Origin of the sequence: Methylobacterium fujisawaense, assembly GCF_014138435.1 — a bacterium.
Taxonomy (GTDB): domain Bacteria; phylum Pseudomonadota; class Alphaproteobacteria; order Rhizobiales; family Beijerinckiaceae; genus Methylobacterium; species Methylobacterium fujisawaense.
This window is the reverse complement of sequence record NZ_JACJIM010000004.1, coordinates 590,299-614,847: the sequence shown is the minus strand read 5'-3', so window position 1 is coordinate 614,847 and position 24,549 is coordinate 590,299. Positions and strand designations below refer to the sequence as shown.

Here is a 24,549-nt window from a genome sequence, read left to right as displayed (position 1 = left end):
GGCCGGGACGCGGCCTCGCGGGCGACCTTGCGGGCGGCCTCGGAAAACCTTATTTAACCGTCTGATATCACTGCTCTTCCGTAAGGCCGTTGCGGCGCATCGCGCGCCGCCTGGCCGCCGCGAGCACCGCCCGTCCGGGCCTCAGAACGGAAATCGACTTGGCCGAGAACGATCCGACTGGCGCCGCCCCGCCCGCCAGCGACATCCGCCCCGTCTCCATCACCGACGAGATGCGCCGCTCCTACCTCGATTACGCGATGAGCGTGATCGTGAGCCGGGCGCTTCCCGACGCCCGGGACGGTCTCAAGCCGGTCCACCGGCGCATCCTCTACTCCGCCTTCGAATCCGGGCACCTGCCCGAGCGGAAATACGTCAAGTCGGCGCGCATCGTCGGCGACGTGATCGGTCTCTACCACCCGCACGGCGACCAATCGATCTACGACGCCCTCGTGCGGATGGCGCAGGACTTCTCCATGCGCCTCATGCTCATCGACGGGCAGGGCAATTTCGGCTCGGTGGACGGCGATCCGCCGGCCGCCATGCGCTACACCGAATCGCGGCTGGCCAAGCCCGCCACCGCGCTGCTTACCGACATCGACAAGAACACCGTCGATTTCGGACCGAACTACGACGAGTCGCGCGAGGAGCCGACCGTCCTCCCGGCCCGCTTCCCGAATCTCCTCGTCAACGGCGCCGGCGGCATCGCGGTCGGCATGGCCACCAACATCCCGCCGCACAATCTCGGCGAGCTGATCGACGCCTGCGTGGCCCTGATCGACGATCCGGGCCTGACCATCGAGCAGCTCACCGAGATCGTGCCCGGCCCGGACTTCCCCACCGGCGGCATGATCCTCGGCCGCGCCGGCACGCGCCAGGCCTACGCGACGGGGCGCGGCTCGGTGATCATGCGCGCCAAGTCGCATGTCGAGGAGCTGCGCAAGGAGCGCGAGGCGCTGATCTTCACCGAGATCCCGTATCAGGTGAACAAGGCGACCCTCGTCGAGAAGATCGCCGAGCTGGTGAAGGAAAAGCGCGTCGAGGGCATCTCGGACCTGCGCGACGAATCCGACCGGACGGGCATGCGCATCGTCGTCGAGATCAAGCGCGACGCCATGGCCGACGTGGTGCTGAACCAACTCTACCGGTTCACGCCGCTGCAATCCTCCTTCGGCTGCAACATGGTGGCGCTGAATGGCGGCCGCCCCGAGCTGATGAACCTGAAGGACCTGCTCGAGGCCTTCGTGGATTTCCGCGAGGAGGTCGTCTCCCGCCGGACCAAGTTCCTCCTCGGCAAGGCCCGCGAGCGGGCGCACGTCTTGTGCGGCCTCGCCATCGCGGTGGCCAACATCGACGAGGTGATCCGCCTGATCCGGACCTCGCCGGACCCGAACACGGCCCGCGAGGCCCTGATGGGCCGCGACTGGCCGGCCCACGACATCGCGCCGCTGATCGCCCTGGTGGACGATCCGCGCCATCGGGTCGCCGAGGACGGCACCTACCGCCTGTCCGAGACCCAGGCCCGCGCCATCCTCGACCTGCGCCTGCAGCGCCTCACGGCTCTGGGCCGCGACGAGGTCGGCGACGAGTTGAAGACGCTCGCCGACGAGATCGCCGACTATCTCGACATCCTGCGCTCGCGGGTGCGCATCCAGACCATCGTGAAGCAGGAGCTGATCGAGGTCCGCGAGCAATTCGCTACCCCGCGCCGGACCGAGATCGTCGACTTCGACGGCAGCGTCGAGGACGAGGACCTGATCGCCCGCGAGGACATGGTGGTGACCGTGTCGCATGCCGGTTACGTCAAGCGCGTGCCGCTCTCGACCTACCGGGCCCAGCGCCGCGGCGGCAAGGGCCGCTCCGGCATGGCGACCCGCGACGAGGATTTCGTCACCCGCCTGTTCGTGGCCAACACCCACACGCCGGTGCTGTTCTTCTCCAGCCAGGGCCAGGCCTACAAGGAGAAGGTCTGGCGCCTGCCGATGGCCGCCCCGAACGCCCGCGGCAAGGCGCTGGTGAACATCCTGCAGCTGCAGGACACCTCCGAGCGCATCACCACGATCATGCCGCTGCCCGAGGACGAGGCGTCCTGGGAGACGCTGGACGTGATGTTCGCGACCGCGAGCGGAAACGTCCGGCGCAACAAGCTGTCGGACTTCACCACGGTGAACCGCAACGGCAAGATCGCCATGAAGCTCGATCCGGGCGACCACATCGTCCATGTTGAGATCTGCCGTCCGGACCAGAACGTGCTGCTGACCACGGCCCTCGGCCAGTGCATCCGCTTCCCCGTCGAGGATGTGCGCGTCTTCAAGGGCCGCGATTCGACCGGCGTGCGCGGCATCCAGCTCGCCAAGGACGACCGGGTCATCTCGATGACGATCCTGAACGCCTTCGACGCCACCGCTGAGGAGCGCGCCGGCTACCTGAAGATGCGTCGCGCCGTGACCGGCGAGGCGGAGGAGAACGGCGAGGCGGAGGCCGAGGACGGCGCCGAGGCCGCGGCGATCTCGCTGGACCGCTACAACGAGATGGGGGCGGCCGAGCAATACGTGCTCACCCTGTCGGAGCGGGGCTACGGCAAGCGCTCCTCGTCGTTCGAGTACCGGACCTCGGGACGCGGCGGAAAGGGCATCACGGCGATGCGGGTCAACGCCCGCAACGGCAGCCTCGTGGCGTCCTTCCCCGTGGAGGCCTCGGACCAGATCATGCTGGTCACCGATGGCGGCCAGCTGATCCGCGTGCCGGTGGACGACATCCGCATCGTCGGCCGCGCCTCGCAGGGCGTGACGGTGTTCAACACCGCCAAGGACGAGAAGGTCGTCTCGGTGGAGCATATCGAGGGCGAGGACGAAACCAACGGCGAAGCCGGGCAGGAGCCCGGCATCGAGGGCAGCATCGAGGGCGGTCCCGAGGAGGCATGAGGCTCCGGCCGTCCCGCCCCGAGGTTCCGTCCCGCGCAAAAATGCTCTAGGTCGGGTCGCGATGACCCGCACCGCCCTCTATGCCGGCTCGTTCGACCCGGTCACGAACGGCCATCTCGACGTGGTCCGCCAAGCCTGCCGGCTGGTGGACCGCCTCGTGATCGCCATCGGCGTGCATCCCGGCAAGGCGCCGCTGTTCTCCGCCGAGGAGCGGGCGGCGCTCCTGACCGAGACCTGCGGGCCGGTGGCGCAGGAGGAGGGCGCGACGCTGGAGATCGTGACCTTCAACGATCTCGCCGTCTCGGCCGCCCGGCGCTGCGGTGCCGCGCTGTTCATCCGCGGCCTGCGCGACGGCACCGACCTCGACTACGAGATGCAGCTCGCCGGCATGAATGGCGCCATGGCGCCGGAGGTGCAGACCGTGTTCCTGCCGGCCTCGATCCAGGTGCGCCCGATCACCGCGACGCTGGTGCGCCAGATCGCCGGCATGGGGGGCGACGTCTCGCCCTTCGTGCCCGCCGCCGTGGCCGCGCGCCTCCGGCAGCGCTTCGCCGCCCATTCCTGAGACTGGAAGGACTTCGATGAACCGACGCCACGCCCTCCTCGCGCTCGCCCTCACGCTCGGCACGGCCCCGGCGGCCTGGGCTGCCGACGCCAACACCGTCTACCTCCAAACCAAGGACGGGCGGATCACCATCGAGCTGCGGCCGGACCTGGCGCCCAAGCACGTCAAGCAGATCAAGACGCTGGTCTCGCAGGGCTTCTACAACGGCCTCAAGTTCCACCGGGTGATCGACGGCTTCATGGCCCAGACCGGCGATCCGAAGGGCAACGGCACCGGCGGCTCCAGCCTGCCGAACATCCCGGCGGAATTCACGCAATCGGCCCAGTTCCGCCGCGGCACCGTGGGCATGGCCCGCTCGCAGGATCCGAACTCGGCGAACTCGCAGTTCTTCATCTGCCTCGGCGACGCGCCGTTCCTGAACGGCCAGTACACGATCGTCGGCAACGTCACGGACGGGCTCGACGTGCTCGACAAGATCAAGAAGGCCGCCCCCGGCGCGCCCGGCGGCGCCGTGCAGGACCCCGACAAGATCGTCAGCATGACCCTCGCCGAGAAGGCCAAGTAGCGGCCGCATGCCGGGTCGGCGCGCCGCCTCGCTCCTCCTGCTGAGCTTGATCCCGGCGGCCGCCGCGGCCTATGACGGCGCCCCCTTCTACGGCTACGCCGTCGAGCCGGGGGGCGGCTATCCGCTGAGCCTGCCCCAGACCCTGCGCGCGACGATCGCGGTGCCGGTGTCGCGGATGGCGACGCGGCCCGCCGACACCCTGGCCGAGCTCTATCCGGCGCTCGCCGCCTGCTGGCAGGCGCCGGGCGGCCTCGCCCGCCCGGGCGACGGGGCCGGCGATATCGAGATCACCGTGCGGCTCGCGCTGCGGCGCGACGGGAGCCTGATCGGCCCGCCGCGCGTCACATACGCGGCGGGCACCGCGGGCGATCAGCGGACCGCTCTGGTGCGCGGCACCCTCGACGCCCTGGCGCGCTGCACCCCGGTCCACATCACGGCGGGCCTGGGCCGGGCCATCGCGGGCCGGCCGGTGGCGCTCCGCTTCGTCTACCGCCCGCCGGCCTGAGGGCCGGCGCACCCGTTACGGGCGCTGGCCGGATCCGGCGCGCGCCGATACAGTTCCCCCAACCGGAAGGAAAGACTATGGCCGACAACGAGACCATCGTACTGGAGACCACCAAGGGCCGCGTCGTCATCGCGCTGCGTCCCGACCTCGCCCCGGGCCATGTCGAGCGGATCAAGACGCTCGCCGCCCAGGGCTTCTACGACGGCGTGCCGTTCCACCGGGTGATCGACGGGTTCATGGCCCAGACGGGCGACCCGACGGGCACCGGCTCGGGCGGTTCGGACCTGCCGGACCTGAAGGCCGAGTTCAACGCCGAGCCGCACGTGCGCGGCACCTGCTCCATGGCGCGGACCAACTTCCCGCACTCGGCGAACTCGCAGTTCTTCATCTGCTTCGACGACGCCCGCTTCCTCGACAAGCAGTACACGGTGTGGGGCAAGGTCGTGGAAGGCATGGACGTCGTCGACACGATCAACAAGGGCGAGCCGCCGCGCTCGCCGGACAAGATCGTGAAGGCGACCGTCGGCGCCGCCTGATCGTCCCTCACCCGCGCGCCCCGCAAGGCGCGCGGGTGAGCCCCGCGCAAGACCCGGATGCCAGCCTCGCGCGGTGTCCGAGTCCGATACCGGAATGCGCACCTTCAAGCCGGCCTGGTTTGCCAAGGCGGCACGAAAGGCCGGCATTGCCGACCGGGAATTGTGCGCGGCAATCAGAGACGTCGCGAAGGGCCAAGACGACGACCTGGGCGGCGGTTTCTTCAAGAAGCGCCTGAACCGGAACCGACACCGGAGCATCATCCTGACCAAGGTCGGCTCCTATTGGCTGTCTCAGTACCTCTTCGCCAAGAACGATCGTGCCAACATCGATGACGATGAGCTGAGAGCCTTCCGTCAGCTAGCCAAGGCACTTGAGAAGACTTCGGAGGTGGATATCGCCCGCCTCGTCTCGACCGGGCACATCACGGAGATCTGCGATGGTGGGGAAGCGGACATTTAAAGGTGACGCCTTCGAGTCGATTCATGCGACCGCCGCAGCCCTCCATGAGGCTGGTGTGACCGACATGGCGACGATGCGCTGGTTCGACGAAGCATGCCTCACCGCGCCGCCCGCGATCGAGCCAGCTCAGATCAAGCGGCTTCGCGAAAGCCTCAACGTGAGTCAGCCGGTCTTCGCCCGCTATCTCAACACGAGCGAGAGCACGGTCGAGAAGTGGGAGACGGCCGCCAAGAAGCCCAGCGGCATGGCGCTCAAGGTCCTGACGATCGTCCAGAAACATGGCCTTCAGATCCTGACCTGAGTCCGAGCGCTTCCGCCGCGGCCAGATCCTCTGGCGTGTTGACGTTGAGGAACGGGTCCACCGGCTCGACCGGCCAGGACGCCACCGCTGCGCCATGGCGGTCGATGAAGGCGCCGACGCGGCGCTCGCCGCGCCCCAGATAGTCCCGCAGGTCGTCGCGCAGAATCGTCGGCCAGAGGGCGATCGTGAAGTGCCGCCGCGCGCCCGAGGCAGCCAGGGCAATGCCCGATTCAGGGCCGGCCGCGCATAGCCGCGCCACCAGATCCTCCGGCAGGAAGGGCGCGTCGCCCGACACGCTCACCACCCGCGCCATCCCATGTCCTGCGGCGTGTTCCAGCCCGGCGAGGATGCCGGCGAGCGGGCCCGGCTGATCCGGCAGCGGATCCGGCAGGACCGGCCCGGGAAACCCGGAAAACCGGGCCGGGTCGCCGTTGGCGCTGAGGGCGAGCCCCGCCCCGCATTGCGGCCCGAGCCGTTCGACCACCCGCTCCAGCAGGGTCCGCCCGTCGAGGCGCAGCAGCGGCTTGTCGCCCCCGCCCATCCGCCGCGCCTGCCCGCCGGCCAGGATCAGGCCCAGGACCGGAGGGGCGGGCACGGTCTCACTCGAAGACGATCTTCGGCGCCGTCCGCCCGGCCGGCGCACCGGACAGGTTCGCCCAGAGCTGGGCGGCGATCTCCCGATAGACCTTCGCGTGCGGCCCGTCCGGGTCGGTGGCCACCACGGGCCGGCCGGAATCCGAGGTCTCCCGGATGGTCATGTCGAGGGGCACCTCGCCGAGGAACGGCACGCCGAGACGCTGCGCCTCGATGCGCGCGCCGCCATGTCCGAAGATGTGCGAGGCGTGGCCGCAATTCGGGCAGACGAAGGTCGCCATGTTCTCGATCACGCCGAGGATCGGCACCGCGACCTTCTTGAACATGGTGACGCCGCGCCGGGCATCGATCAGAGCGAGGTCCTGGGGTGTGGAGACGATCACGGCGCCTGAGAGCGGCGTCGCCTGCGCCATGGTGAGCTGCGCGTCACCGGTACCGGGCGGCATGTCGACGAGGAGCACGTCGAGCTCGCCCCAGAGCACGTCCCGCAGCATCTGGGTGATGGCCGACTGGACCATCGGGCCGCGCCAGATCATGGCCGTCTCGGGCTCGATCAGGAAGCCGATCGACATGACCTTGAGCCCGTAGCCGACCATCGGCTCCATGGCCTTGTTGTCCACGACGGTGGGCTTGCCCGAGAGGCCGAACAGCTTGGGCACCGACGGGCCGTAGATGTCGGCGTCGAGGAGGCCGACCTTCAGCCCCTGGGCCTGGAGCGCCAGGGCGAGGTTGCAGGCGGTGGTGGACTTGCCGACGCCGCCCTTGCCGGAGGCCACCGCCACGATGTGGCGCACGCCCGCGATCTGCGGACCCTGGTTCGGCGGCGCGCCGGGCCGCGGCGGTGCGACCGGCGGCGGCGTCACGGGACGCGGGGCGGCGCTGCTCTGCGCCGGATGGCTCTGGCTCCGCTCGGAGGTGAGGCTCGCGAACACGCCCGAGACGCCCGGCATCTGCAGGACGCGCCCTTCCGCCTGCCGCCGCACCGGCTCGAACCGCTCGGCCTCGCTGGGATCGACCAGGATCGAGAACATCACCCGGTTGTTCGGATCGACCACGACCTGGGAGAGCCGGCCGGAGCCCGGCAGGGTGGTGCCGGCGGCATCGACGGTGACGCTGGCGAGCGCCTTCAGCACGTCGTCGCGGGTAATCGCCAAGATGTCCTCCAGCGGGCAAACAAGTATGCCCGTGCATGTAACCGAGCGGGCCGAGAACACCAGACCCCGCGTCCTCAATCGACGACCGGCCCGATCGCCTGCGTCCCGACGCCCGTCCCGGCCTGATCGGCCCCGCGCCGCTCCGCGGTCGTCTTCGGTCGTCTTCGGTCATCGCGGTCGAACGATGAGGTTACAGTCTTCCATGGGTCCGCGCACCACGGTCCCGTCGCCGCGCCGGTAGACGCCGTGACGCAGGCGGCGGCAGCCGAGGGGGCCACGCAGGCGCTTCACGCGCTCGATATGGACGCTGCCATAGCGCCGGTGCGAGAAGTCATGCCCGCCGATGCGCACGCCCGGGCCGAAGCGCACCTCGGCCGCGGCCGGCCGCAGGCTGAGGCCGAGGGTGACCAGCACCAGCGGCACCGCCGCACGGACGATCATCCGAACGCGTTTCATCCGAACCTCCGTCACCGCACGGGCAAGCTGAACCAACGGGAGATTGATCCGTTGTCGGGGCAGCCTTCGGCGGCCCCCCTCTCGGAGAGGCCCGCCGGGACCGACACGACGCGTAGGAGACCATTTTCATGCATCAGGGCAACCACCGCGACCACGAAGGCGCGAAGAAGCTGTTCGAGCTCATCAAGGACGTGAAGATCGCCATGATGACCACCGTCGATTCCGACGGCACGCTCAACAGCCGCCCGATGTGGAACAACGATGCCGACGAGAACGGCGACCTGTGGTTCTTCACCAAGCTGCACTCGCCCAAGACGACGGAGATCAGCCGCGACAACCAGATCAACCTCGCCTATTCTGACCCGTCGAGCCAGAACTACGTCTCGGTGGCCGGCAAGGCCGAGATCGTCCGCGATCAGGCGATCATCGACGCCAAGTGGAATGAGAGCCTGAAGACGTGGTTCCCCAACGGCAAGAATGATCCCGAGGTGGCGCTGATCCGCGTCCATCCGGAGAAGGGCGAGTACTGGGACAGCCCCAACAGCACGATGCTGCACCTCTACGGCTACGTGAAGGCCTCCCTCACCGGCGAGAGCCCCAAGACCGAGACCAAGAAGGTCGACCTCGCCTGAGGATCGGTCTTCAGGACAGGCGTTCGCACGGGCGGTTTCCGGGAGGAGGCCGCCCGTCTTCTTGACGGGCGCGGGCTCGGCATGCGCTCTGCGCCATCGAAGCGCGGCAGAGTGCGAAAAGAATGCTCGATCTGGCGAAGCGGGTCTACGATCACAGTTTCCGCATCGACCCGATCGTGCGGTCGCTGCTCGACACCGATTTCTACAAGCTGCTGATGGCGCAGACGATCCTGCGCCGGCACCCCGCGATCGAGACCACCTTCGGCATCACCAACCGCACGCGGCGCATCCGCATCGCCGACGAGGTCGATGCCGGCCTGCTGCGCGAACAGCTCGATCATGCCCGGACGTTGCGGCTGAGCAAGAGCGAGATCACCTGGCTGCGCGGCAACGTGTTCCGCGGCCAGGGGCGCATCCTCGGGCCGGAATTCGTGGCGTGGTTCGAGACCTTCCGGCTCCCCGACTACGAGCTCGCCGTCCATGACGGCCAGTACGAGCTGACCTTCCACGGTCCCTGGATCGAGACCACGATGTGGGAGGTCCCGGCGCTCGCGATCCTCAACGAGCTGCGGGCGCGCGCCGTGCTGCGGGGCCTCGGCAAGCTCGACCTTCAGGTGCTCTACGCCCGGGCCATGACCCGGGTCTGGGAGAAGATCGAGCGGCTTCAGAAGCTGCCGGACCTGTCGGTGGCGGATTTCGGCACGCGCCGCCGCCACGGCTTCCTCTGGCAGGACTGGTGCGTGCAGGCCATGGCCGAGGGCTTGGGCGGCGCGTTCCTCGGCACCTCGAACTGCCTGATCGCCGCGCGGCAGGAGGTCGAGCCGGTGGGCACCAACGCCCACGAGTTGCCGATGGTCTACGCCGCCCTCGCCGAGGACGACGGGGCGCTCGCCGCCGCGCCCTACGCGGTGCTGGCCGACTGGCAGGAGGATTACGGCGGCAACCTGCTGGTGATCCTGCCCGACACCTACGGGACCACCGGATTCCTGGCCAATGCTCCCGACTGGGTCAGCGACTGGACCGGCATCCGCATCGATTCGAAGGATCCGATCGAGGGCGGCGAGGAGGTGATCCGGTTCTGGCAGGCGCGCGGGCACGATCCGCGGGACAAGCTCGCGATCTTCTCCGACGGGCTCGACATCGACGAGATCGAGCGCATCCACGCCCGGTTCCACGGGCGCATGCGCATCGGCTACGGCTGGGGCACGCTGCTCACCAACGATTTCCGCGGCCTCCTGCCGGACGGCAAGCTCGATCCGGTCTCCATCGTCTGCAAGGTCACGGAGGCGAAGGGCCGACCCACCGTGAAACTCTCCGACAATCCCACCAAGGCGCAGGGCCCGGCCGACGAGGTCGCCCGCTACCGGCGGGTCTTCGGCGTGGGCGAGCAGGAGGCGCTGCCGGTCCTGGTCTGACAGCGGTGTCAGACCGGGCGCGATGAAACGCCCCGGCTGACCGGACACAATCGAATTCATTATCATGTCGACCAACCGGAGCCGCCGGGAGCGGCCCTGCCTGGGAGAACGCCATGTCGATGAATCGCCGCTCGCTCATCGGGGCCGCGGGGCTCGCCCTCGCGACGCCCGCGCTGCAGGCCGGAGAGGCCGCCGAGGCGGCAAAGCCCGCCGCCAAGACGCCGCCGCCGCACGTCACGAAGATCCTCGCCCAATGGATCCTGGGGTCGTCCTACGACACGCTGCCCGATCCGGTCCGCCGCGAGAGCGTGCGCAGCGTCCTCAACTGGGTGGGGGTGGCGATCGGCGGCTCGCACCATGAGACCGTGGACGTGGCGGTCTCGGCGCTGCAGCCCTTCTCGGGTCCGCCCCAGGCCGGGCTGTTCGGCCGGACCGAGCGGTTCGACATCCTGAACGCCGCCTTCCTCAACGGCGTGTCGAGCCACATCTTCGACTTCGACGACACCCACCTGAAGACGATCATCCACCCCGCCGGCCCGGTCGCCTCGGCGATCCTGGCCTATGCGGAGATGAAGCCGGTCACCGGCAAGGCCTTCCTCGACGCCCTCGTGGTCGGGATCGAGACCGAGTGCCGGATCGGCAATGCCGTCTACCCGAACCATTACGATGCGGGCTGGCACATCACCGGCACCTGCGGGCCGTTCGGCGCCGCGGCGGCCGCCGGGAAACTGATGGGCCTCACCGAGCAGCAGATGGTCTACGCGCTGGGGCTCGCCGCCTCGCAGCCCGTGGGCCTGCGCGAATCGTTCGGCTCGATGAACAAGAGCTTCAACCCGGGCCGGGCAGCCTCCAACGGCCTGTTCGCCGCGATCCTGGCGGCGAAAGGCTTCACCTCGTCGGACGGGATGATCGAGGCCAAGCGCGGCTGGGCGAACACGATCTCCACCAAGCAGGACTGGTCGGAGATCACCGACGGCCTCGGCAGCCGCTACGAGGCGCAGCTGAACACCTACAAGCCCTTCGCCTGCGGCATCGTCATGCACCCGACGATCGACGCGGCGATCCAGATCCGCGACGCCGACCACGTCCGGCCGGAGGACATCAAGCGCGTCGACCTGAAGGTCCATCCGCTGGTGCTGGAGCTGACCGGCAAGACCGCGCCGAAGACAGGCCTGGAGGGCAAGTTCAGCATCTACCACGCGGCGGCGGTGGCCTTCGTGGAGGGCGCGGGCGGCGAGAAGCAGTTCAGCGACCGGGCGGTGAACGATCCGCGCGTGGTGGCGCTGCGCCAGAAGGTGGTCCCGGTGATCACCCCCGGCATCGAGCCCGCGCAGGTCGACATGACCGTGACGCTGAACGACGGGCGGACCGTCCACCGGTACATCGAGCATGCCATCGGCAGCGTCGAGAAGCCGATGTCCGATGCGCAGCTGGACGCGAAGTTCGCCGATCTCGCCGCCGGAATTCTCCCGGAGGCGCAGGCCAAGCGGGTGATGCAGCTGTGCCGGTCGCTGCCCGAACTGAAGGATGCGGGCGACGTGGCGCGGGCCGGCGTGTCGGGGGCGTAGACGGCCGGCGCAGCCCGCGGGATCATTTTCAGCCCCCGTGCCGTTCCCCGTGCGCGTGGCTTCCGTTGCTCCCGGCGGAGGCCCGCACGTCGCGTACGGGATGCGGAACAGCGTATGGGTACCAAAACCCCGGTCGGGGTCGAACCGGCAGCCCGGTCCAGGGCGCCTCTGCTTCCGCCGCGGCCGACCCGCGTCGCCGCGGCCGAGACGCCGCGGGCCTCCATGGCGTCGCCCGTGGTTGTCGGGGCGACCATCATCGCGGCCCTGTATTTCGGTCGCGAGATCTTCATCCCCATCGCGATCGCGTTGCTCCTGTCGTTCGTGCTCACCCCGCTGGTGAACCGCCTGCGGCGGCTGCGGCTGCCCCGGCTGGTGGCGGTCGGCGTCAGCGTCGGTCTGACCCTGGGCATCGTGGCCGCCCTGGCGACCCTGATCGGCATCCAGGCGGCGGATCTCGCGGGCGACGTCCCGCGCTACCGGGCCACCATCGAGCGCAAGATCAACGGGCTGCGCGACTCGCCCGTCGGACACGCCACGGAATACGTCGCCAATATCGGGCGGGCGCTCCATGGCGGCGCCAAGGAGGTGAACAACCCGGAGGCGCAGCCGCCCGCGCCGCCGACACCGCCCCCGACGCCGCCGGGTCCCGAGCAGCCCCAGGCCGCGCCGAAACCCGTCCTGGTCGAGGTCGCCGCGAGCCCGCCGGGCCCGATCGAGATGCTGTCCACCGTGCTCTCGCCGGTGATGCATCCGCTGGCGACGGTCGGCATCGTCTTCGTGGTGCTGCTGTTCGTGCTGATGCAGCGCGAGGATCTGCGCGACCGCATGATCCGGCTGGCGGGATCGAGCGACCTGCACCGGACCACCGTGGCGATCGACGACGCCGCCAAGCGGCTCAGCCGCTACTTCGTGGTGCAGCTCGCCCTCAACGCCGCCTTCGGGATCGTGATCGGCATCGGCCTCTACGTGATCGGCGTGCCGAATCCGGTGCTCTGGGCGATCTTCGCGGCCCTGATGCGCTTCGTGCCGTATCTGGGGGCCGTCCTGTCGGCCCTCCTGCCGATGGCGCTCGCCGCCGCGGTCGATCCCGGCTGGAACATGATGATCGCCGTGGCGATCCTGTTCGTCGTGCTGGAGCCGCTCACCGGCCAGGTCTTCGAGCCGATCGTCTACGGGCAATCCACCGGGCTCTCACCCTTCGCGGTCCTGGTCTCGGCGCTGTTCTGGACCTGGCTGTGGGGACCGGTCGGCCTGCTGCTCTCGACGCCGCTCACCGTCTGCCTCGTCGTGCTCGGCCGCTACGTGGAGCGTCTGGAATTCCTGGACGTGCTGTTCGGCGACCGGCCGGCCCTGACCCCCGTCCAGAATTTCTATCAGCGGGTCCTGGCGGGCGATGCCGAGGAGGTGCTGGGCCATGCCGAGCTGATCCTGCAGCAATGCTCGCTCTCGTCCTATTACGACGACGTGGTGCTCAAGGCCCTCGAACTCGCCGCCCAGGACGCGGCCCGGGGGGTGCTGACCGCCCAGCAGAAGGCGGCGATGCGCGCGGCCCTCGCCGAGCTGATCGCCGACCTCTCCGACCGGAGCGACGCCGTCGCGGCCGCGTCCGGCGACGGGGAGGAGGGCGCCTGCAGCGCGCTGCCGATGGGTCCGACCCCAGAGGCGCTCTCCGAGGACTGGACCCGCGCGGGCGCGGTCCTGTGCGTCGCGGGCCGCGGCTTCCTGGACGAGGCCGCGGCTGCGATCCTCGCACAGATCCTGGAGAAGCGCGGCCTCGGCGTCCGCACGATCCCCTTCGCCGAGACGGCTTCCGCGCGGATCGGGCGATTCGATCCGGGGACGGCGCGCATGGTCTGCGTGGTCTCCCTCGCCCTCGACGGCGAGCCGACCCATCTGCGCCGGCTGATCCGCCGGCTGAAGGGTCGGTTGCCCGGGGTGCCGATCCTGCTCGGCCTGTGGCTCGCCCAGGATGACGGGGCGAGCCGCCTCGCCGGCGGACCGGGGGGCGCCGCGGAGGCCGATGGGCAGGTGGGGTCGCTGCGCGAGGCCGTCGAGGCGGTCCTGGCGCAGGCGGACGCCACCGGTGCAGCCGGACCCGGCGCGGCGCCGGACGGCGCCCCGGACCCGGAACGCGGGGCGCCGCGTCTGCCGGCCTCGGCCGACGCATGAGCCCGGGGGGCTTGACGGGCGGGGGGGCGCCCCGGTTTCGTCGGGATCGGGCAGTCGATCGGGCAGTCGGTCGGGCGGCCTTCGGGCACAGCAGGGAACGGAACGGATGAGCGTCGTCGAACTCGGACGGTTCATGGACGACCTCGCGGACGCGTCCGGCAAGGCGATCCTGCCTTTCTTCCGCGCCCAGTTCGGCCTCGACGACAAGGCCCGCGGCGGAGCGCCGTTCGACCCGGTCACCGAGGCCGACCGGGCCGCCGAGGTCGTGCTCCGGGCGATGATCGGCCAGACCTTTCCGGGCCACGGCATCCTCGGCGAGGAATTCGGCTCGGAGCGCACCGACGCCGAATGCGTCTGGGTCCTCGACCCGATCGACGGCACCCGGGCCTTCATCGGAGGCCTGCCGACCTGGGGCACGCTGATCGGGCTGAGCCGCAACGGCGTCCCGGTGCGCGGAATGATGCACCAACCCTATCTGGCGGAGCGCTTCACCGGGGACGGGCGCAGCGCGCGCCTGCGTGCGCCGTCGGGCGAGCGGACACTGCGGACACGGCGCTGCGCGGACCTCGCCCAGGCGATCCTGGCCACCACGGATCCGCGCCTGTTCGCGGCGGGCGCGGAGGCCGAGCGCTTCCGGTCGCTGGAGGGGCAGGTGCGGATGTCCCGCTACGGCGCCGATTGCTACGCCTACTGCATGCTGGCCGCCGGCCAGATCGACCTCGTCGTCGAGGCCGGGCTGAAGCCCTACGACATCGTCGCCCTCATCCCGATCGTCGAGGGGGCCGGGGGGCGTGTCACGGCCTGGGACGGCGGTCCCGCCGCGGGCGGCGGGCGCGTGATCGCGGCGGGCGACCCGCGGCTGCACGAGGCGGCGCTCAAGGTGCTGAACCCGTGAGGCGGCGGCGGCGCACGGCCATGTCTTTGAGCGGGGAAACGGACGGGCGCGCCGCGGTCGGAGGCACGCGCTCTCCCGCGCCCCTGTGCAGGGGGCGGGAGCGCGTGGGGACTCCGATCCGCCGACAGGATCCATCCGCGTGCTGCTGAACGCGCTGATCCTGTTGACGACCCTGGTCCCCCGAGCCGAGGCCGGCGCGGCAGGCCTCGCGCACGCCCTGCCGCCCCTCGCCGCGGCCTCCGCCCCGGCTGAAAGCCCGCCCCCGCGCTTCGATCCCGCCACCCGCTCGGTCTCCAACTGGCACGCCCAGACCGGCGCGCGGCTGATGCCGCGGGCGCTGGCGGTCACGGCCTCGCTGGCGGAGGATCCGCCCTACGTCGCCCGCTGCGTGCGGCTCAACAACGGCTGGTGCATCAAGTCCGCCCGCTGGTCCGGCGAGATCGGCGCCGACGGGGAGGGCCACACCGCCTTCGCCACCCTCGAGGACGGCGCCGATGCCGCCGCGAGCCTGCTGCGGCGCTACTACCGCGATTACGGCCGGCGTACGGCGCTGGCCATCGTGCGCCGCTGGGCGCCGGCGGAGTGCCGCGTCGCGTCCGCACCCGCGCGGCCGGGGCGCTCGGCCGTGACCCCCGCTGTCTCGGCGGCCCTCGCGCCGCGGGGCCTCGGGCGGACCCTCCGGGCCCGCTATCTCGCCGCGCACCGCCCCGGCGGGGCGCCACGGGGCCGAGCGGCCCTGCGGGTGCAGCCCTGGTCACCCCTCGCCCGGATGGCCGGCCGTCCCGCCCGCCGCCCAGCTGCCGTGCCGCGCGTGGCGATGCTTCAGCCGGTGCCCGACATCGCGGCCGGGATCGCCTCGTCGGCCGAGCCGGCGCGGCCGGCCCGGAGCGTCGCCGATCCGACGGCGCTCCTCGAGCGGAAGACGGCGAGCCGGGTTCCGAGTGCCGAGCGGATGGTGGCCGAATCCGCGCTGCTGCCGGCGATCGCCGCCGGCCTGCCAGTCCTCGACCTGCGCCTGCCGGCCCCGCTCTGCACCGGCGACGAGGTCCGGATCCAGGCCTATGCCGGTCGGATCAGCGCCAGCGTCGGCCTGAAGCCCGGCGACGACCTCGACCTGTTCGGGCCGGACGGCACGCCGCGCGCCAATCTGGCCCCGGTGATGCAGGTGATGTCGGCGGTGGAACTCGGCACGCTCCGGGCCGGCCCGGACCTCGTCGCCGGAGCGATCGCACGGCTGAGGCCGCTCACGCCCGCCGCCATCGGTGCAACGCCTTAGCGTCAAGCCTTGCGGTTCGGCCCCCGCCGCGCCACCTCTGCCCGGCCTGTTCCCCTCACGACGAGCCCGCCCGTGCCCCTGATCGACCTTGCCGCGCGCGCCGGCTCGGCCGTCAAAGCCTTCGCCGAAGCCTCGCACGACCTGCTGGTCCAGCCGACCCTGCGGCTGGGCGTGACCGGGCTCGCGCGCTCGGGCAAGACCGTCTTCACCACGGCCCTGATCCACCACCTCGTGGAGACGCACGCGCTGCCGGCCTTCGCCCCCGCGCAGGAGGGCCGCCTGCGCCGCGCCAAGCTGGTGCCCCAACCCGACGACGACGTGCCGCGCTTCCCCTTCGAGGAGCATTTCGCCACGCTCACCGAGGCGCGGTGCTGGCCGCGCTCCACCGACCGGATCAGCCAGTTCCGCCTGGAGATCGCCTACGAGCGTGCCGCCGGCTGGCGCACCGGCCCGGCCACCCTGATGCTCGACGTGGTCGATTACCCGGGCGAATGGCTCCTCGACCTCGCCCTGATCGAGACCAGCTACACGGCGTGGTCCCGGGCCACGATCGGCGGCACCCGCCGCCCCGGCCGCGCCGCCGTGGCGGCGCCCTGGCTCGCGGCGCTGAAGGGCTTCGATCCGAACGGCCCCCTCGACGAGGTCGCGGCCGAGCGGGCGAGCGACGCCTTCAAGACCTACCTCGCGGGCCTGCGCGCCGGCCCGGAAGCGGTGGCGACGACGCCGCCCGGCCGCTTCCTGATGCCCGGCGACCTCGCGGGCTCCCCGGCGCTGACCTTCGCGCCCCTCGACCGGCTCCCCGAGGCGATCGCGCCCGACAGCCTCGCGGGGCTGATGGAGCGGCGCTTCGAGGCCTACAAGACCAAGGTCGTGACGCCGTTCTTCCGCGACCATTTCCAGCGGGTCGACCGGCAGATCGTGCTGGTGGACGTGCTCTCGGCGGTCGATGCCGGCCCCACCGCCCTGGCCGAGCTGGAGGAGGCGCTGGACGCGGTGCTGCTCAGCCTCAACATCGGCCGCAACACGGTGCTGTCGCGGCTGTTCGCGCCGCGGGCCGACCGCGTGCTGTTCGCCGCCACCAAGGCCGACCACCTCCACCAGACGAGCCACGACCGGCTCGACGCCCTCCTGCGGCTTCTCGTATCCCGGGCGATGCGGCGGACGGAGGCGGCGGGCGCCCGGGTGGGCACGGTGGCGCTGGCCTCCGTGCGCGCCACCCGCGAGACCACCGTCCATGACGGGTCGGACACGCTGCGGGCGGTGGCCGGCACCCCGGAAGCCGGCGAGGTGGTGGGCGACGAGGTCTTCGACGGCAACAGCGAGGCCGCGATCTTCCCGGGCGAGCTGCCGGCCCACGCCGAGGCGGTGCTGGAGGGCGCGGTGGAGCCGGGCTCGCTGCGCTTTCCGCGCTTCCGGCCGCCGCTGGTCAGGCCCGACGGGCTCGGCCGCCCCGGCCACCTGCCGCAGATCCGCCTGGACCGGGCGATGCAGTTCCTGATCGGCGACCGTCTGGCGTGACGATGTGTGCGACTCCGCGGAGCCTTCGAGCATGACCTCCGGCCAGAAACCCCGCGCCTTCCGGATCACGCCCGAGCTGGCCGCCGAGCCGAGCGTCATCACGACGCCGCTCGCCGCCCGGCCGCCCCAGGCCCGGATCGTGGACGAGCCCTTCGAGATCGTCGATGCCGCCGACGGCGTCGCCGTGCCGGTGGCGCCGCGGTCGCGCTCGCCCTGGGGCACCCTGTTCCTCTCGGCGGTGGGCGGCCTCGTCTCCCTCGGCGTCGGCCTGTCGGTCGAGCGGATGATCGCCGACCTGTTCCAGGCCGCCCCCTGGCTCGGCTGGGTGGCCCTCGCGCTTCTGGGACTTGCCGCGCTGGCGCTGCTCGCGATCGTGGTCCGGGAACTCGCCGGCCTGCGGCGCGAACGGAAGATCGAGCGCCTGCGCCAGTCGGCGCTGGACGCCCTCGCCACCCGCGACCACACCGGCGCGCAGGCGGTGGTGCAGGCGCTCTCGACCTTCTACGCCGACCGCGACACGCTGTCGGCGGGCCGCGCCCGGATCGACGCCGCCGCCGACGCGATCCTCGACGTGGACGACCGGATCGGGCTCGCCGAGCACGAGCTGCTGGCCGGGCTGGACCGGCAGGCGCGCAACGCCATCGCGACGACGGCCAAGCAGGTCTCGGCGGTGACCGCGCTCAGCCCGCGGGCGATCGTCGACGTGGCCTTCGTGGTGTTCGCGGCGGTGCGGCTGCTGCGCCGGATCGCGGCGATCTACGGCGGCCGGCCGGGCTTCCTGGGCTTCCTGCGGCTGGGGCGCGCGGCGCTCGCGCATCTCACCGTCACCGGCGGGATGGCGGTGGGCGAGAGCGTCATGCAGCAGGTTCTGGGGCTCGGGATCGCCGCCCGGGTCTCGGCCAAGCTGGGCGAGGGCGTGCTCAACGGGCTGATGACCGCCCGGTTCGGGCTCGCAGCCCTGAATGTCTGCCGTCCGCTGCCCTTCGTGCGGGAGGCCCCGCCGCGGCTCGCCGACGTCGCCGGCGAGCTGCTGCGCTCGGCCGAGGCCGAGCCGAAATCGTAGCGGGCTACTTGGCGCCCGCGGCGGCGCGGCGGTTGGCGATGCGGGAGAACATGTTGCCGGTATAGTCGGCGGTCTTCGGCTTCTCGGGCTCGCCGAGCTTGGCCTCGAAGGCCTCGATCCGCTTGAGCAGCGTCACGTCGTTGAACAGCGAGCTGTTGAAGTTGCTCTGGGCCCGGGGGCCGAGGGCGGTCTGCACCGCTTCGAGTCGTTCCAGAAGCTCTTTGCGCGTCACGGTGCTCTCCAGGGGCGGCTTCGGGACGAAGGACCGCCCGTACCGCCACTGAAGGGGGCGGTGGTAAACAGCGCGTTAATGCGGTGGCCGCGTCGGGGATCGGAACCTGGTCGTCGGCGGGTTCCGTGCAGTCCTGCCATTCAGGTCCGTCACACGGACAGACCCTTCAGAAACCCGGCAAGCCGCATCAGCCCTTCGGGCCACGGCCCGTGCCCGCTCGCCACGTTGATATGGCCGGATTCGCCGGCATCGACCGTCAGCGAGCCCCAGGCATGGGCGAAGTCGTCGGCCCGGTCGTAGCGGCAATAGGGATCCGTCCGGCTGGCGACCAGAAGCGACGGGAAGGGCAGGGGGTCCCGCGGCACCGGCGCGAAGACGCGCGCCGCCGCGGGCACGTCGGGGTTCTCCTCCACGTCCGGGACGGAGACCAGCAGGGCGCCGCGCACCACCCCCGCGGGGAAGTGCGGCACCGCCTCGACGCAGGCCACGACGCCGAGGCTGTGGGCGATCAGGATGACCGGCCGGGTCGCCGCCGCGACCGCCTCGGCGATGCGCCCGCACCACGCCTCCGGCGTCGGGGCGTGCCACTGGTCCTGCTCCACCACCCGCGCCGTGGCGAGGCGGCCCGCCCAGCGGGCCTGCCAATGGTCTTCCTCGGAACCTCCGAGCCCCGGGACGATGAGGATGTCGCAATCGGCGGTCTTCATGTCGGATTGCCTAGAGCGGACCGGCGGAGACGTCGAGACCGCCCCGTCATTCGGCCGCGATCGGCGCGGCCTGCTCCAGCGCCTGGATGTGACGGGCGATCTGCATGGAGGCGCGGTTCTTCGCCTTGGCCTCGATCTCGAAATCCGCCCAGGCGAGATGGCGGGCGACGAGATCGTTCACCGCCCGGTTCCACATCATGTCGGAATGGGCCGCGAGATCCCGGACCGCGTGACCGGCCCCGCGCAGGGCGGGGAAGTCGGGCAGGGCATCCGGATCGCAGTCGGACGAGACCGCCTCGCGCGACACGCTGATATGGGCCACGGGCCGCACGCCGCGCCACGACTCCGTCACCCGGGCGATCCGGGGGTCGTCCGGTTCGAGGTATGCGCCGCCGCTCTCGACCCAGTGGTGGTGCAGGTCGAGCACCACCGGCACGATGTCGGCGAGTTGCAGCACCGCGTCGAGGCCGAAGACGTTCTCGTCGTTCTCCACGGTGACGAGGTCGCGCGCCACCCGGCTCGCCCGGGGCAGGGTCTCGCGGAAGCCCGCGACCCCGGGGTCGCCGGCGCCGACATGGATGTTGATGTGGGCGCCGTGCGGGTGCCAGCCGCCGCCGTAGCCCATCCGGTCGAAGATCTCGGCGTGGTAGTCGAGTTCCGACAGGCCGTTCGCGATGGCGGCCGGGTTGCGGCTCGCCAGCAGGCAGAACGGCCCCGGATGGAAGCTCAGGCGCACGCCGAGCCGGCGTGCGAGGGCTCCGGCCTCCGCGAGGCCGCGCTCGACCAGCGCCGCCATCTCGGGCTCGGCGTAGATCGCCTGCGCGATGGGGTGGGTGTAGCCCGGCAGGACGTTGCTCGCCATGCGCAGGAGGCGCTCCAGGGGCGGTCGGGCCCCGACCCAGGCGATCTGGCGGGCCAGCGCGGCGAGGTTGTGGGCGACGAGGCCGGCGAGCTTGGCCCGCCGGGCGGCGGGCTCCAGCTTGGTGAGATGGGCCATGGTCACGCTGGTAAGGTTCATGTGCAGCGTGGCCTCCCGCTCCGCCTTGAGGGTGGCGTGGGTGCCGGGAGGCTCGTCCAGGACAAACTTGCAGCAGAATCCGAGGCGGGGCTGAGCGTGCATAACGGGCACAACGCGCGGAGGGCCGCAGCGTCCCCGCCAAATGCGCGGAACGGCCACGGCACGACGACGTTGGGAGTCCCGAGCGCGGCAGTTCCGCGCACTGGCCCCGATACATGCCTCCGTCACCGTCGCGTTCGACCGGACCATCCGAGACCGGCTCGATCCTGTGGATCCTGATGCTCGGTTCGGCTTTGGTCGCCCTCGCGGCGGCGCCGGCGCGGCGCGGCGTGTCGGCGGCTCCCCCCGCGAGCGAACCGCCCAGCGACCGCGAGCCGCCCGCCGGCGATCGGGGTTTGCAGAAGGGCGTGGCCGCGGGCGCGCGCTCGATCTCGGGGCGTGCCGCGCAGCTCACCGCCGCGACGCAGGCCGAGCGGGGCCGCGCCGCCGACAGCCCCACCGAGATGACGCGGTCCGGCTGGAAGGACATCGCCGTCCGGGTCTATCTGGAGTTCAACAAGGACCGGGTGCTGGCGGTCGCCGCCGGGGTGACCTTCTACTCGCTGCTGTCGCTGTTTCCCGCCATCGCCGCGCTGGTCTCCTGCTACGGCCTGTTCGCCGACGTGACCGTCATCAACGATCACCTCGCGCAGCTTCACGCGGTCCTGCCGTCCGGCGCGGTCGAACTCATCGGCGATCAGGTCAAGCGCATCGCCGCCAAGGGCAGCGGATCCCTCAGCATCACGTTCTTCTCCAGCCTGCTGCTGTCGCTCTGGAGCGCCAACGCGGCCATGAAGGCGATGTTCGATGCGTTGAACGTGGTCTACGAGGAGGAGGAGAAGCGCAATTTCTTCTGGCTGAACCTCCGGTCCCTCACCTTCACGGTGGGGGCTCTGCTGTTCATCATCATCGCGCTCAACGTGATCGTGGTGGTGCCGGTGGTGCTGAACTTCCTGGGCCTCGGCTCGACGGCGTGGCTGCTCGCGGCCCTGCGCTGGCCGGCGATCCTGATCGTCCTGCTCGGCGGCCTGTCGGTGCTCTACCGCTTCGGGCCGAGCCGGGAACATGCCCGCTGGCGCTGGGTCGGGGTCGGCAGCGTGGTCGCGGGCCTGCTCTGGCTCATCGCCTCGCTCCTGTTCTCCTGGTACGTCGCCAGCTTCGGCACCTACAACGAGACCTACGGCTCGCTGGGCGCGGTGATCGGCTTCATGACCTGGATCTGGATCTCCTCGACGATCGTGCTGCTCGGCGGCGAGATCAACGCCGAGCTGGAGCACCAGACCGCCCGCGACACCACCACGGGCGCGCCGCTGCCGATGGGCTTGCGCCGGGCGCGGATGGCCGACACCGTCGGCGCGGCCGCCTGACCGCGGCCTCGCCGGCGCCGGACGCGGCATTGCGATACGCTCCGGGACTGCCGAAAACCGTGCGCAATCCCTATATAGCTTCGCGAAAAGGGAGATCGCCATGGCCGACACGCCGACCACCAGCCCGGACACCCGCAGCGACGCGGAATGGCGCTCGACGCTGACGCCGGAGCAGTACCGGGTCCTGCGCGAGCACGGGACCGAGCGGGCCGGCACGAGCTGCCTGCTCGCCGAGAAGCGCGCCGGCACCTTCACCTGCGCCGGCTGCGGGCAGCCGCTGTTCGAGCAGGGCACCAAGTTCGAATCCGGGACCGGCTGGCCGAGCTTCTTCGAGCCCCTGCCGGGCGCCGTCGAGACCACGGTGGACCGCAGCCACTGGATGGTCCGCACCGAGGTCCACTGCGCCCGCTGCCAGGGCCATCTCGGCCACGTCTTCGACGACGGTCCGGCTCCGACCGGCCTGCGCTACTGCATGAACGGCGCGGCGATGAATTTCGAGCCCGCGGAATGAGGCGCGTTCCGGCCTAACCTGGGTTCGGAATTCGGGCTCAAAAGCCGGGATATCGGGGATAGAAGGCGCCGCGGCCGGAGCCTCGACCCGATCCGGTCTTGATTTCGTCGCGTTTTTGCTTAGCGCTCTATAGTCTCAGGTTGTCGCTGTCCGGTGATTGGCGACGGAAGCGGTCAGGCTCTGACGAATACGGTGTGGCAGTCCAGCTTATACGCCGTGCGGGTCGGTTCCACTTGCACCCTTCCGTGCGGCCCGGCGGCGCTGAGGGCTGTCCGCCGGATCGGCGCACTGCCGACCAAGCGGGAGGGGTTTTGAGTTCATGAGCACCGTTCGCCGATTTCTGGTCGCACCGTCCCTGGTCCGCCTGATCCGCAAGGAGCGGGGCGGCGCCCGGATCACCGAAGGGCACTTCGCCCCGCAGGGTGGCCGCGCGTCCTATGTGCGTGTCGACGGCCAAGTCTGCCAGCTGGTCCTGGTGAACAAGGGGGCGGACGGCATCCCGGTCGAGGAGCGCACCGACGTGCCGCGCGCCCACGGCGACGCCCTGCTGGACGTCTGCCCCGGGAAGGCCGCCTACGACCGCACCACCCTGAATGCCGGCGGCCGCGAGATCGCCATCGACCGCTACGTCACACCCGGCAGCCTGGACCTGATCAGCATCACCTTCGACAATGACGGCGATGCCGCGGCCTTCCATGCCCCGAGCTGGTTCGGCCGGGAGGTCAGCAACGAGCCGGCCTTCGAGCGGCAGGCCCTCGCGATCCAGGGCGTGCCGGCCGCCGAGGAGGTGGCGCTGAGCAACGCCGCGCTCGACGCGGTGCTGGACCTGATCGAGCCCCGGTTCGGCTTCGGCCGCTACGGCAGCAGCAGCCGGAGCGCCGAGTCCGACGAGGGTGCGACGAGCGCCATGCGCCGGGCCGTGACGCCGGCCGCCGCGGCTGCCCCGGCCGCCGCGCCGGTCGTTCCGGCGCCCCCGGCCCCGGAGCCGGCTGCGGCCGCGCGCCCGCCCGAACCGGCCCCCGAGCATCACCCCGAGCCGGAGCCTCAGCCGGAGCCCGCGCCGGAGGCGGCCGCGCCCGCCGAGACGCCCGCCGCCCAGACCGGCCCGGGGGACCCCTTGCACGGGGATGCCCGCATCGACGACGTCATCGAGAGCCTGTCCCAGGCGCTCGGCGCTGCGATCCACCAGCAGCCCGATCACGCGGCGGAGAACAAGGACGCGAAGAGCGAGGATCCCGCCTCGATGTTCGAGCGCTGGACCGTCCGGCCCCGCCGGACCCAGCAGCAGACCTGAGCCCACGATAAGGCGCCATGCAGACGGGCCGCAGCGCAGATCGCGCGGCGGCCCGTCCGCGTTTCGGGACCCGGCCCTCCTCGGGCGGTCCCGGGGGATCCGGGCCTCTGTGCCGGGTGCCGACGGCTTGCGACGCAAGCCGCATCTCCGCTCAAGCCTGGGGCAGGGGTGGGGCGGCCCGGTCGCTCAATCGCGGATCACCACCGTCGCTCCGCCGCGGCTGCGGGCGAGGCCGAACAGGGCGGCGGCATGGCCGGGCGACAGGCGGATGCAGCCGTGGCTCGCCCGGCGCCCGAGGGCCCCGGTGGCATAGGTGCCGTGGATCGCGTAGCCGCCGCGGAAGAACATCGCGTGCGGCATCGGAGAGCCGTGATACTTGCGGGAGCGCCACATCGGCGCCATCAGCCCGACGCGGAACCGTCCGCTGGGCGTGACGTAGCCGCGACGGGCCGTGGACACGGGCCATTCATAGGCCGGATAACCGTCGACATAGACGCGCATGCGCTGCCGCGACTGGTCGATCCGCGCGACGACGCCGGCCGAGGCGGGCTCGATCAGGATGCCGGTGAGCAGCACGCCCAGGAACGCCGTTCGGGCCCGGTGGAATCCAGCCACGGACACTCTCCAGAGATCACCGGATGCCGTCGATCGGCCGGCTCAGTCCGCCGGAGACCAGAAACAGCCGCGCTTCTCAGCCTGCGCGCACTTGTCAGACGAGAGAAGTGACTTCGGCCGGGATCGACAGATTTTTGTCACGGATGGTTCCCGGCCCATAACCGTGCAGGCGT

General features: G+C 71.1%; 25 protein-coding genes. 18 read left to right on the top strand and 7 right to left on the bottom strand.

All coding sequences use genetic code 11. The features are described from left to right. Window positions 1-158 precede the first annotated feature (158 nt). The 7 genes from gyrA to GGQ91_RS15415 all read left to right on the top strand — a co-directional run bounded on the left by gyrA (window position 159) and on the right by GGQ91_RS15415 (window position 5,853). Window positions 159-2,921: a DNA gyrase subunit A gene (gene gyrA / locus GGQ91_RS15445; RefSeq protein WP_043384503.1), complete on the top strand. Its 2,763-nt coding sequence runs from the start codon at window positions 159-161 to the stop codon at window positions 2,919-2,921. Window positions 2,922-2,982: 61 nt separating this feature from the next. After that, complete coding sequence (gene coaD, locus GGQ91_RS15440) at window positions 2,983-3,486, top strand: pantetheine-phosphate adenylyltransferase (RefSeq protein WP_043352282.1); 504 nt, start codon at window positions 2,983-2,985, stop codon at window positions 3,484-3,486. Between the two features lie 16 nt (window positions 3,487-3,502). After that, window positions 3,503-4,051 carry a peptidylprolyl isomerase gene (locus GGQ91_RS15435; protein WP_043352284.1) on the top strand — a complete coding sequence of 183 codons (549 nt, stop codon included), beginning with the start codon at window positions 3,503-3,505 and terminating at the stop codon, window positions 4,049-4,051. A 7-nt stretch (window positions 4,052-4,058) separates the two neighbouring features. Further along, complete coding sequence (locus tag GGQ91_RS15430; RefSeq protein ID WP_075380218.1) at window positions 4,059-4,556, top strand: hypothetical protein; 498 nt, start codon at window positions 4,059-4,061, stop codon at window positions 4,554-4,556. Between the two features lie 77 nt (window positions 4,557-4,633). Further along, window positions 4,634-5,092, top strand: a complete 459-nt coding sequence (locus GGQ91_RS15425; protein ID WP_043352288.1) for a peptidylprolyl isomerase — start codon at window positions 4,634-4,636, stop codon at window positions 5,090-5,092. Window positions 5,093-5,186: 94 nt separating this feature from the next. Beyond that, window positions 5,187-5,552, top strand: coding sequence for a type II toxin-antitoxin system RelE/ParE family toxin (locus GGQ91_RS15420; RefSeq protein ID WP_170867502.1), 366 nt, complete (start codon window positions 5,187-5,189; stop codon window positions 5,550-5,552). Then, complete coding sequence (locus GGQ91_RS15415; RefSeq protein ID WP_182592319.1) at window positions 5,530-5,853, top strand: helix-turn-helix domain-containing protein; 324 nt, start codon at window positions 5,530-5,532, stop codon at window positions 5,851-5,853. The genes GGQ91_RS15420 and GGQ91_RS15415 overlap by 23 nt, the downstream gene beginning before the upstream one ends. Here GGQ91_RS15415 and mobA read toward each other — a convergent pair. The 3 genes from mobA to GGQ91_RS15400 all read right to left on the bottom strand — a co-directional run bounded on the left by mobA (window position 5,804) and on the right by GGQ91_RS15400 (window position 8,042). Then, window positions 5,804-6,448: a molybdenum cofactor guanylyltransferase MobA gene (gene mobA, locus GGQ91_RS15410; protein WP_182592318.1), complete on the bottom strand. Its 645-nt coding sequence runs from the start codon at window positions 6,446-6,448 to the stop codon at window positions 5,804-5,806. The two genes, GGQ91_RS15415 and mobA, sit on opposite strands and share 50 nt — an antisense overlap. A 4-nt stretch (window positions 6,449-6,452) precedes the next feature. Further along, window positions 6,453-7,601 (bottom strand): iron-sulfur cluster carrier protein ApbC, encoded by a 1,149-nt coding sequence (gene apbC / locus GGQ91_RS15405; RefSeq protein ID WP_043352298.1) that lies wholly within the window; start codon window positions 7,599-7,601, stop codon window positions 6,453-6,455. A gap of 168 nt (window positions 7,602-7,769) precedes the next feature. Further along, entirely contained in the window at window positions 7,770-8,042 is a 273-nt protein-coding gene (locus GGQ91_RS15400) for a hypothetical protein (protein WP_182592351.1), read from the bottom strand. A gap of 143 nt (window positions 8,043-8,185) precedes the next feature. Here GGQ91_RS15400 and GGQ91_RS15395 point away from each other — a divergent pair, with 143 nt between their 5' ends. The 8 genes from GGQ91_RS15395 (at window position 8,186) to GGQ91_RS15360 (ending at window position 18,593) form a co-directional block, all read left to right on the top strand. Further along, on the top strand, window positions 8,186-8,689 hold the full coding sequence (locus GGQ91_RS15395) for a pyridoxamine 5'-phosphate oxidase family protein (RefSeq protein ID WP_043352302.1): 504 nt from the start codon (window positions 8,186-8,188) through the stop codon (window positions 8,687-8,689). Window positions 8,690-8,811: 122 nt separating this feature from the next. Then, complete coding sequence (pncB, locus tag GGQ91_RS15390) at window positions 8,812-10,104, top strand: nicotinate phosphoribosyltransferase (RefSeq protein ID WP_043352305.1); 1,293 nt, start codon at window positions 8,812-8,814, stop codon at window positions 10,102-10,104. Window positions 10,105-10,217: 113 nt separating this feature from the next. After that, entirely contained in the window at window positions 10,218-11,672 is a 1,455-nt protein-coding gene (locus GGQ91_RS15385) for an MmgE/PrpD family protein (protein WP_182592317.1), read from the top strand. A gap of 114 nt (window positions 11,673-11,786) precedes the next feature. Next, window positions 11,787-13,841, top strand: a complete 2,055-nt coding sequence (locus tag GGQ91_RS15380; protein ID WP_182592316.1) for an AI-2E family transporter — start codon at window positions 11,787-11,789, stop codon at window positions 13,839-13,841. A 106-nt stretch (window positions 13,842-13,947) separates the two neighbouring features. Further along, window positions 13,948-14,736 carry a histidinol-phosphatase gene (gene hisN, locus GGQ91_RS15375; RefSeq protein ID WP_043384389.1) on the top strand — a complete coding sequence of 263 codons (789 nt, stop codon included), beginning with the start codon at window positions 13,948-13,950 and terminating at the stop codon, window positions 14,734-14,736. Window positions 14,737-14,875: 139 nt separating this feature from the next. Continuing rightward, a complete protein-coding gene (locus tag GGQ91_RS15370) occupies window positions 14,876-16,012 on the top strand; it encodes a hypothetical protein (RefSeq protein ID WP_182592315.1) in 1,137 nt (378 codons plus the stop codon). A 72-nt stretch (window positions 16,013-16,084) separates the two neighbouring features. Then, window positions 16,085-17,530, top strand: coding sequence for a YcjX family protein (locus GGQ91_RS15365; RefSeq protein ID WP_182592314.1), 1,446 nt, complete (start codon window positions 16,085-16,087; stop codon window positions 17,528-17,530). A gap of 31 nt (window positions 17,531-17,561) precedes the next feature. Beyond that, window positions 17,562-18,593, top strand: a complete 1,032-nt coding sequence (locus tag GGQ91_RS15360) for a YcjF family protein (protein WP_043757359.1) — start codon at window positions 17,562-17,564, stop codon at window positions 18,591-18,593. A 4-nt stretch (window positions 18,594-18,597) separates the two neighbouring features. On the opposite strand, the gene GGQ91_RS15355 is transcribed toward GGQ91_RS15360, so the two are convergent. From GGQ91_RS15355 to GGQ91_RS15345, 3 genes are all read right to left on the bottom strand, one after another. Further along, a complete protein-coding gene (locus tag GGQ91_RS15355) occupies window positions 18,598-18,825 on the bottom strand; it encodes a hypothetical protein (RefSeq protein ID WP_012319110.1) in 228 nt (75 codons plus the stop codon). Between the two features lie 149 nt (window positions 18,826-18,974). Beyond that, on the bottom strand, window positions 18,975-19,532 hold the full coding sequence (locus tag GGQ91_RS15350) for an RBBP9/YdeN family alpha/beta hydrolase (RefSeq protein WP_043384382.1): 558 nt from the start codon (window positions 19,530-19,532) through the stop codon (window positions 18,975-18,977). Window positions 19,533-19,578: 46 nt separating this feature from the next. Next, window positions 19,579-20,652: a UV damage endonuclease UvsE gene (locus tag GGQ91_RS15345; RefSeq protein WP_043354434.1), complete on the bottom strand. Its 1,074-nt coding sequence runs from the start codon at window positions 20,650-20,652 to the stop codon at window positions 19,579-19,581. A gap of 113 nt (window positions 20,653-20,765) precedes the next feature. On the opposite strand from GGQ91_RS15345, the gene GGQ91_RS15340 reads away from it, so the two are divergent. The 3 genes from GGQ91_RS15340 to GGQ91_RS15330 all read left to right on the top strand — a co-directional run bounded on the left by GGQ91_RS15340 (window position 20,766) and on the right by GGQ91_RS15330 (window position 23,761). Continuing rightward, window positions 20,766-21,956 carry a YihY/virulence factor BrkB family protein gene (locus tag GGQ91_RS15340; protein WP_043384377.1) on the top strand — a complete coding sequence of 397 codons (1,191 nt, stop codon included), beginning with the start codon at window positions 20,766-20,768 and terminating at the stop codon, window positions 21,954-21,956. A gap of 100 nt (window positions 21,957-22,056) precedes the next feature. Next, window positions 22,057-22,467 (top strand): peptide-methionine (R)-S-oxide reductase MsrB, encoded by a 411-nt coding sequence (gene msrB / locus GGQ91_RS15335; RefSeq protein ID WP_043354431.1) that lies wholly within the window; start codon window positions 22,057-22,059, stop codon window positions 22,465-22,467. Window positions 22,468-22,786: 319 nt separating this feature from the next. Further along, entirely contained in the window at window positions 22,787-23,761 is a 975-nt protein-coding gene (locus tag GGQ91_RS15330) for a CYTH domain-containing protein (protein WP_043757354.1), read from the top strand. 186 nt (window positions 23,762-23,947) lie between these two features. Here the strand turns inward: GGQ91_RS15330 and GGQ91_RS15325 are convergent, their stop codons facing one another. After that, entirely contained in the window at window positions 23,948-24,376 is a 429-nt protein-coding gene (locus GGQ91_RS15325) for a L,D-transpeptidase (protein ID WP_236961407.1), read from the bottom strand. Between the last annotated feature and the right edge of the window lie 173 nt (window positions 24,377-24,549).

Excerpts from the sequence above, each read along its gene's own strand:
- coaD (WP_043352282.1), top strand. The coding sequence starts at position 2,983 with ATGACCCGCACCGCCCTCTATGCCGGCTCGTTCGACCCGGTCACGAAC.
- GGQ91_RS15435 (WP_043352284.1), top strand. The coding sequence starts at position 3,503 with ATGAACCGACGCCACGCCCTCCTCGCGCTCGCCCTCACGCTCGGCACG.
- GGQ91_RS15430 (WP_075380218.1), top strand. The coding sequence starts at position 4,059 with ATGCCGGGTCGGCGCGCCGCCTCGCTCCTCCTGCTGAGCTTGATCCCG.
- GGQ91_RS15425 (WP_043352288.1), top strand. The coding sequence starts at position 4,634 with ATGGCCGACAACGAGACCATCGTACTGGAGACCACCAAGGGCCGCGTC.
- GGQ91_RS15420 (WP_170867502.1), top strand. The coding sequence starts at position 5,187 with ATGCGCACCTTCAAGCCGGCCTGGTTTGCCAAGGCGGCACGAAAGGCC.
- GGQ91_RS15415 (WP_182592319.1), top strand. The coding sequence starts at position 5,530 with ATGGTGGGGAAGCGGACATTTAAAGGTGACGCCTTCGAGTCGATTCAT.
- GGQ91_RS15400 (WP_182592351.1), bottom strand. The coding sequence starts at position 8,042 with ATGATCGTCCGTGCGGCGGTGCCGCTGGTGCTGGTCACCCTCGGCCTC.
- GGQ91_RS15395 (WP_043352302.1), top strand. The coding sequence starts at position 8,186 with ATGCATCAGGGCAACCACCGCGACCACGAAGGCGCGAAGAAGCTGTTC.
- pncB (WP_043352305.1), top strand. The coding sequence starts at position 8,812 with ATGCTCGATCTGGCGAAGCGGGTCTACGATCACAGTTTCCGCATCGAC.
- GGQ91_RS15385 (WP_182592317.1), top strand. The coding sequence starts at position 10,218 with ATGTCGATGAATCGCCGCTCGCTCATCGGGGCCGCGGGGCTCGCCCTC.
- GGQ91_RS15380 (WP_182592316.1), top strand. The coding sequence starts at position 11,787 with ATGGGTACCAAAACCCCGGTCGGGGTCGAACCGGCAGCCCGGTCCAGG.
- hisN (WP_043384389.1), top strand. The coding sequence starts at position 13,948 with ATGAGCGTCGTCGAACTCGGACGGTTCATGGACGACCTCGCGGACGCG.
- GGQ91_RS15360 (WP_043757359.1), top strand. The coding sequence starts at position 17,562 with ATGACCTCCGGCCAGAAACCCCGCGCCTTCCGGATCACGCCCGAGCTG.
- GGQ91_RS15350 (WP_043384382.1), bottom strand. The coding sequence starts at position 19,532 with ATGAAGACCGCCGATTGCGACATCCTCATCGTCCCGGGGCTCGGAGGT.
- GGQ91_RS15345 (WP_043354434.1), bottom strand. The coding sequence starts at position 20,652 with ATGCACGCTCAGCCCCGCCTCGGATTCTGCTGCAAGTTTGTCCTGGAC.
- GGQ91_RS15340 (WP_043384377.1), top strand. The coding sequence starts at position 20,766 with ATGCCTCCGTCACCGTCGCGTTCGACCGGACCATCCGAGACCGGCTCG.
- msrB (WP_043354431.1), top strand. The coding sequence starts at position 22,057 with ATGGCCGACACGCCGACCACCAGCCCGGACACCCGCAGCGACGCGGAA.
- GGQ91_RS15330 (WP_043757354.1), top strand. The coding sequence starts at position 22,787 with ATGAGCACCGTTCGCCGATTTCTGGTCGCACCGTCCCTGGTCCGCCTG.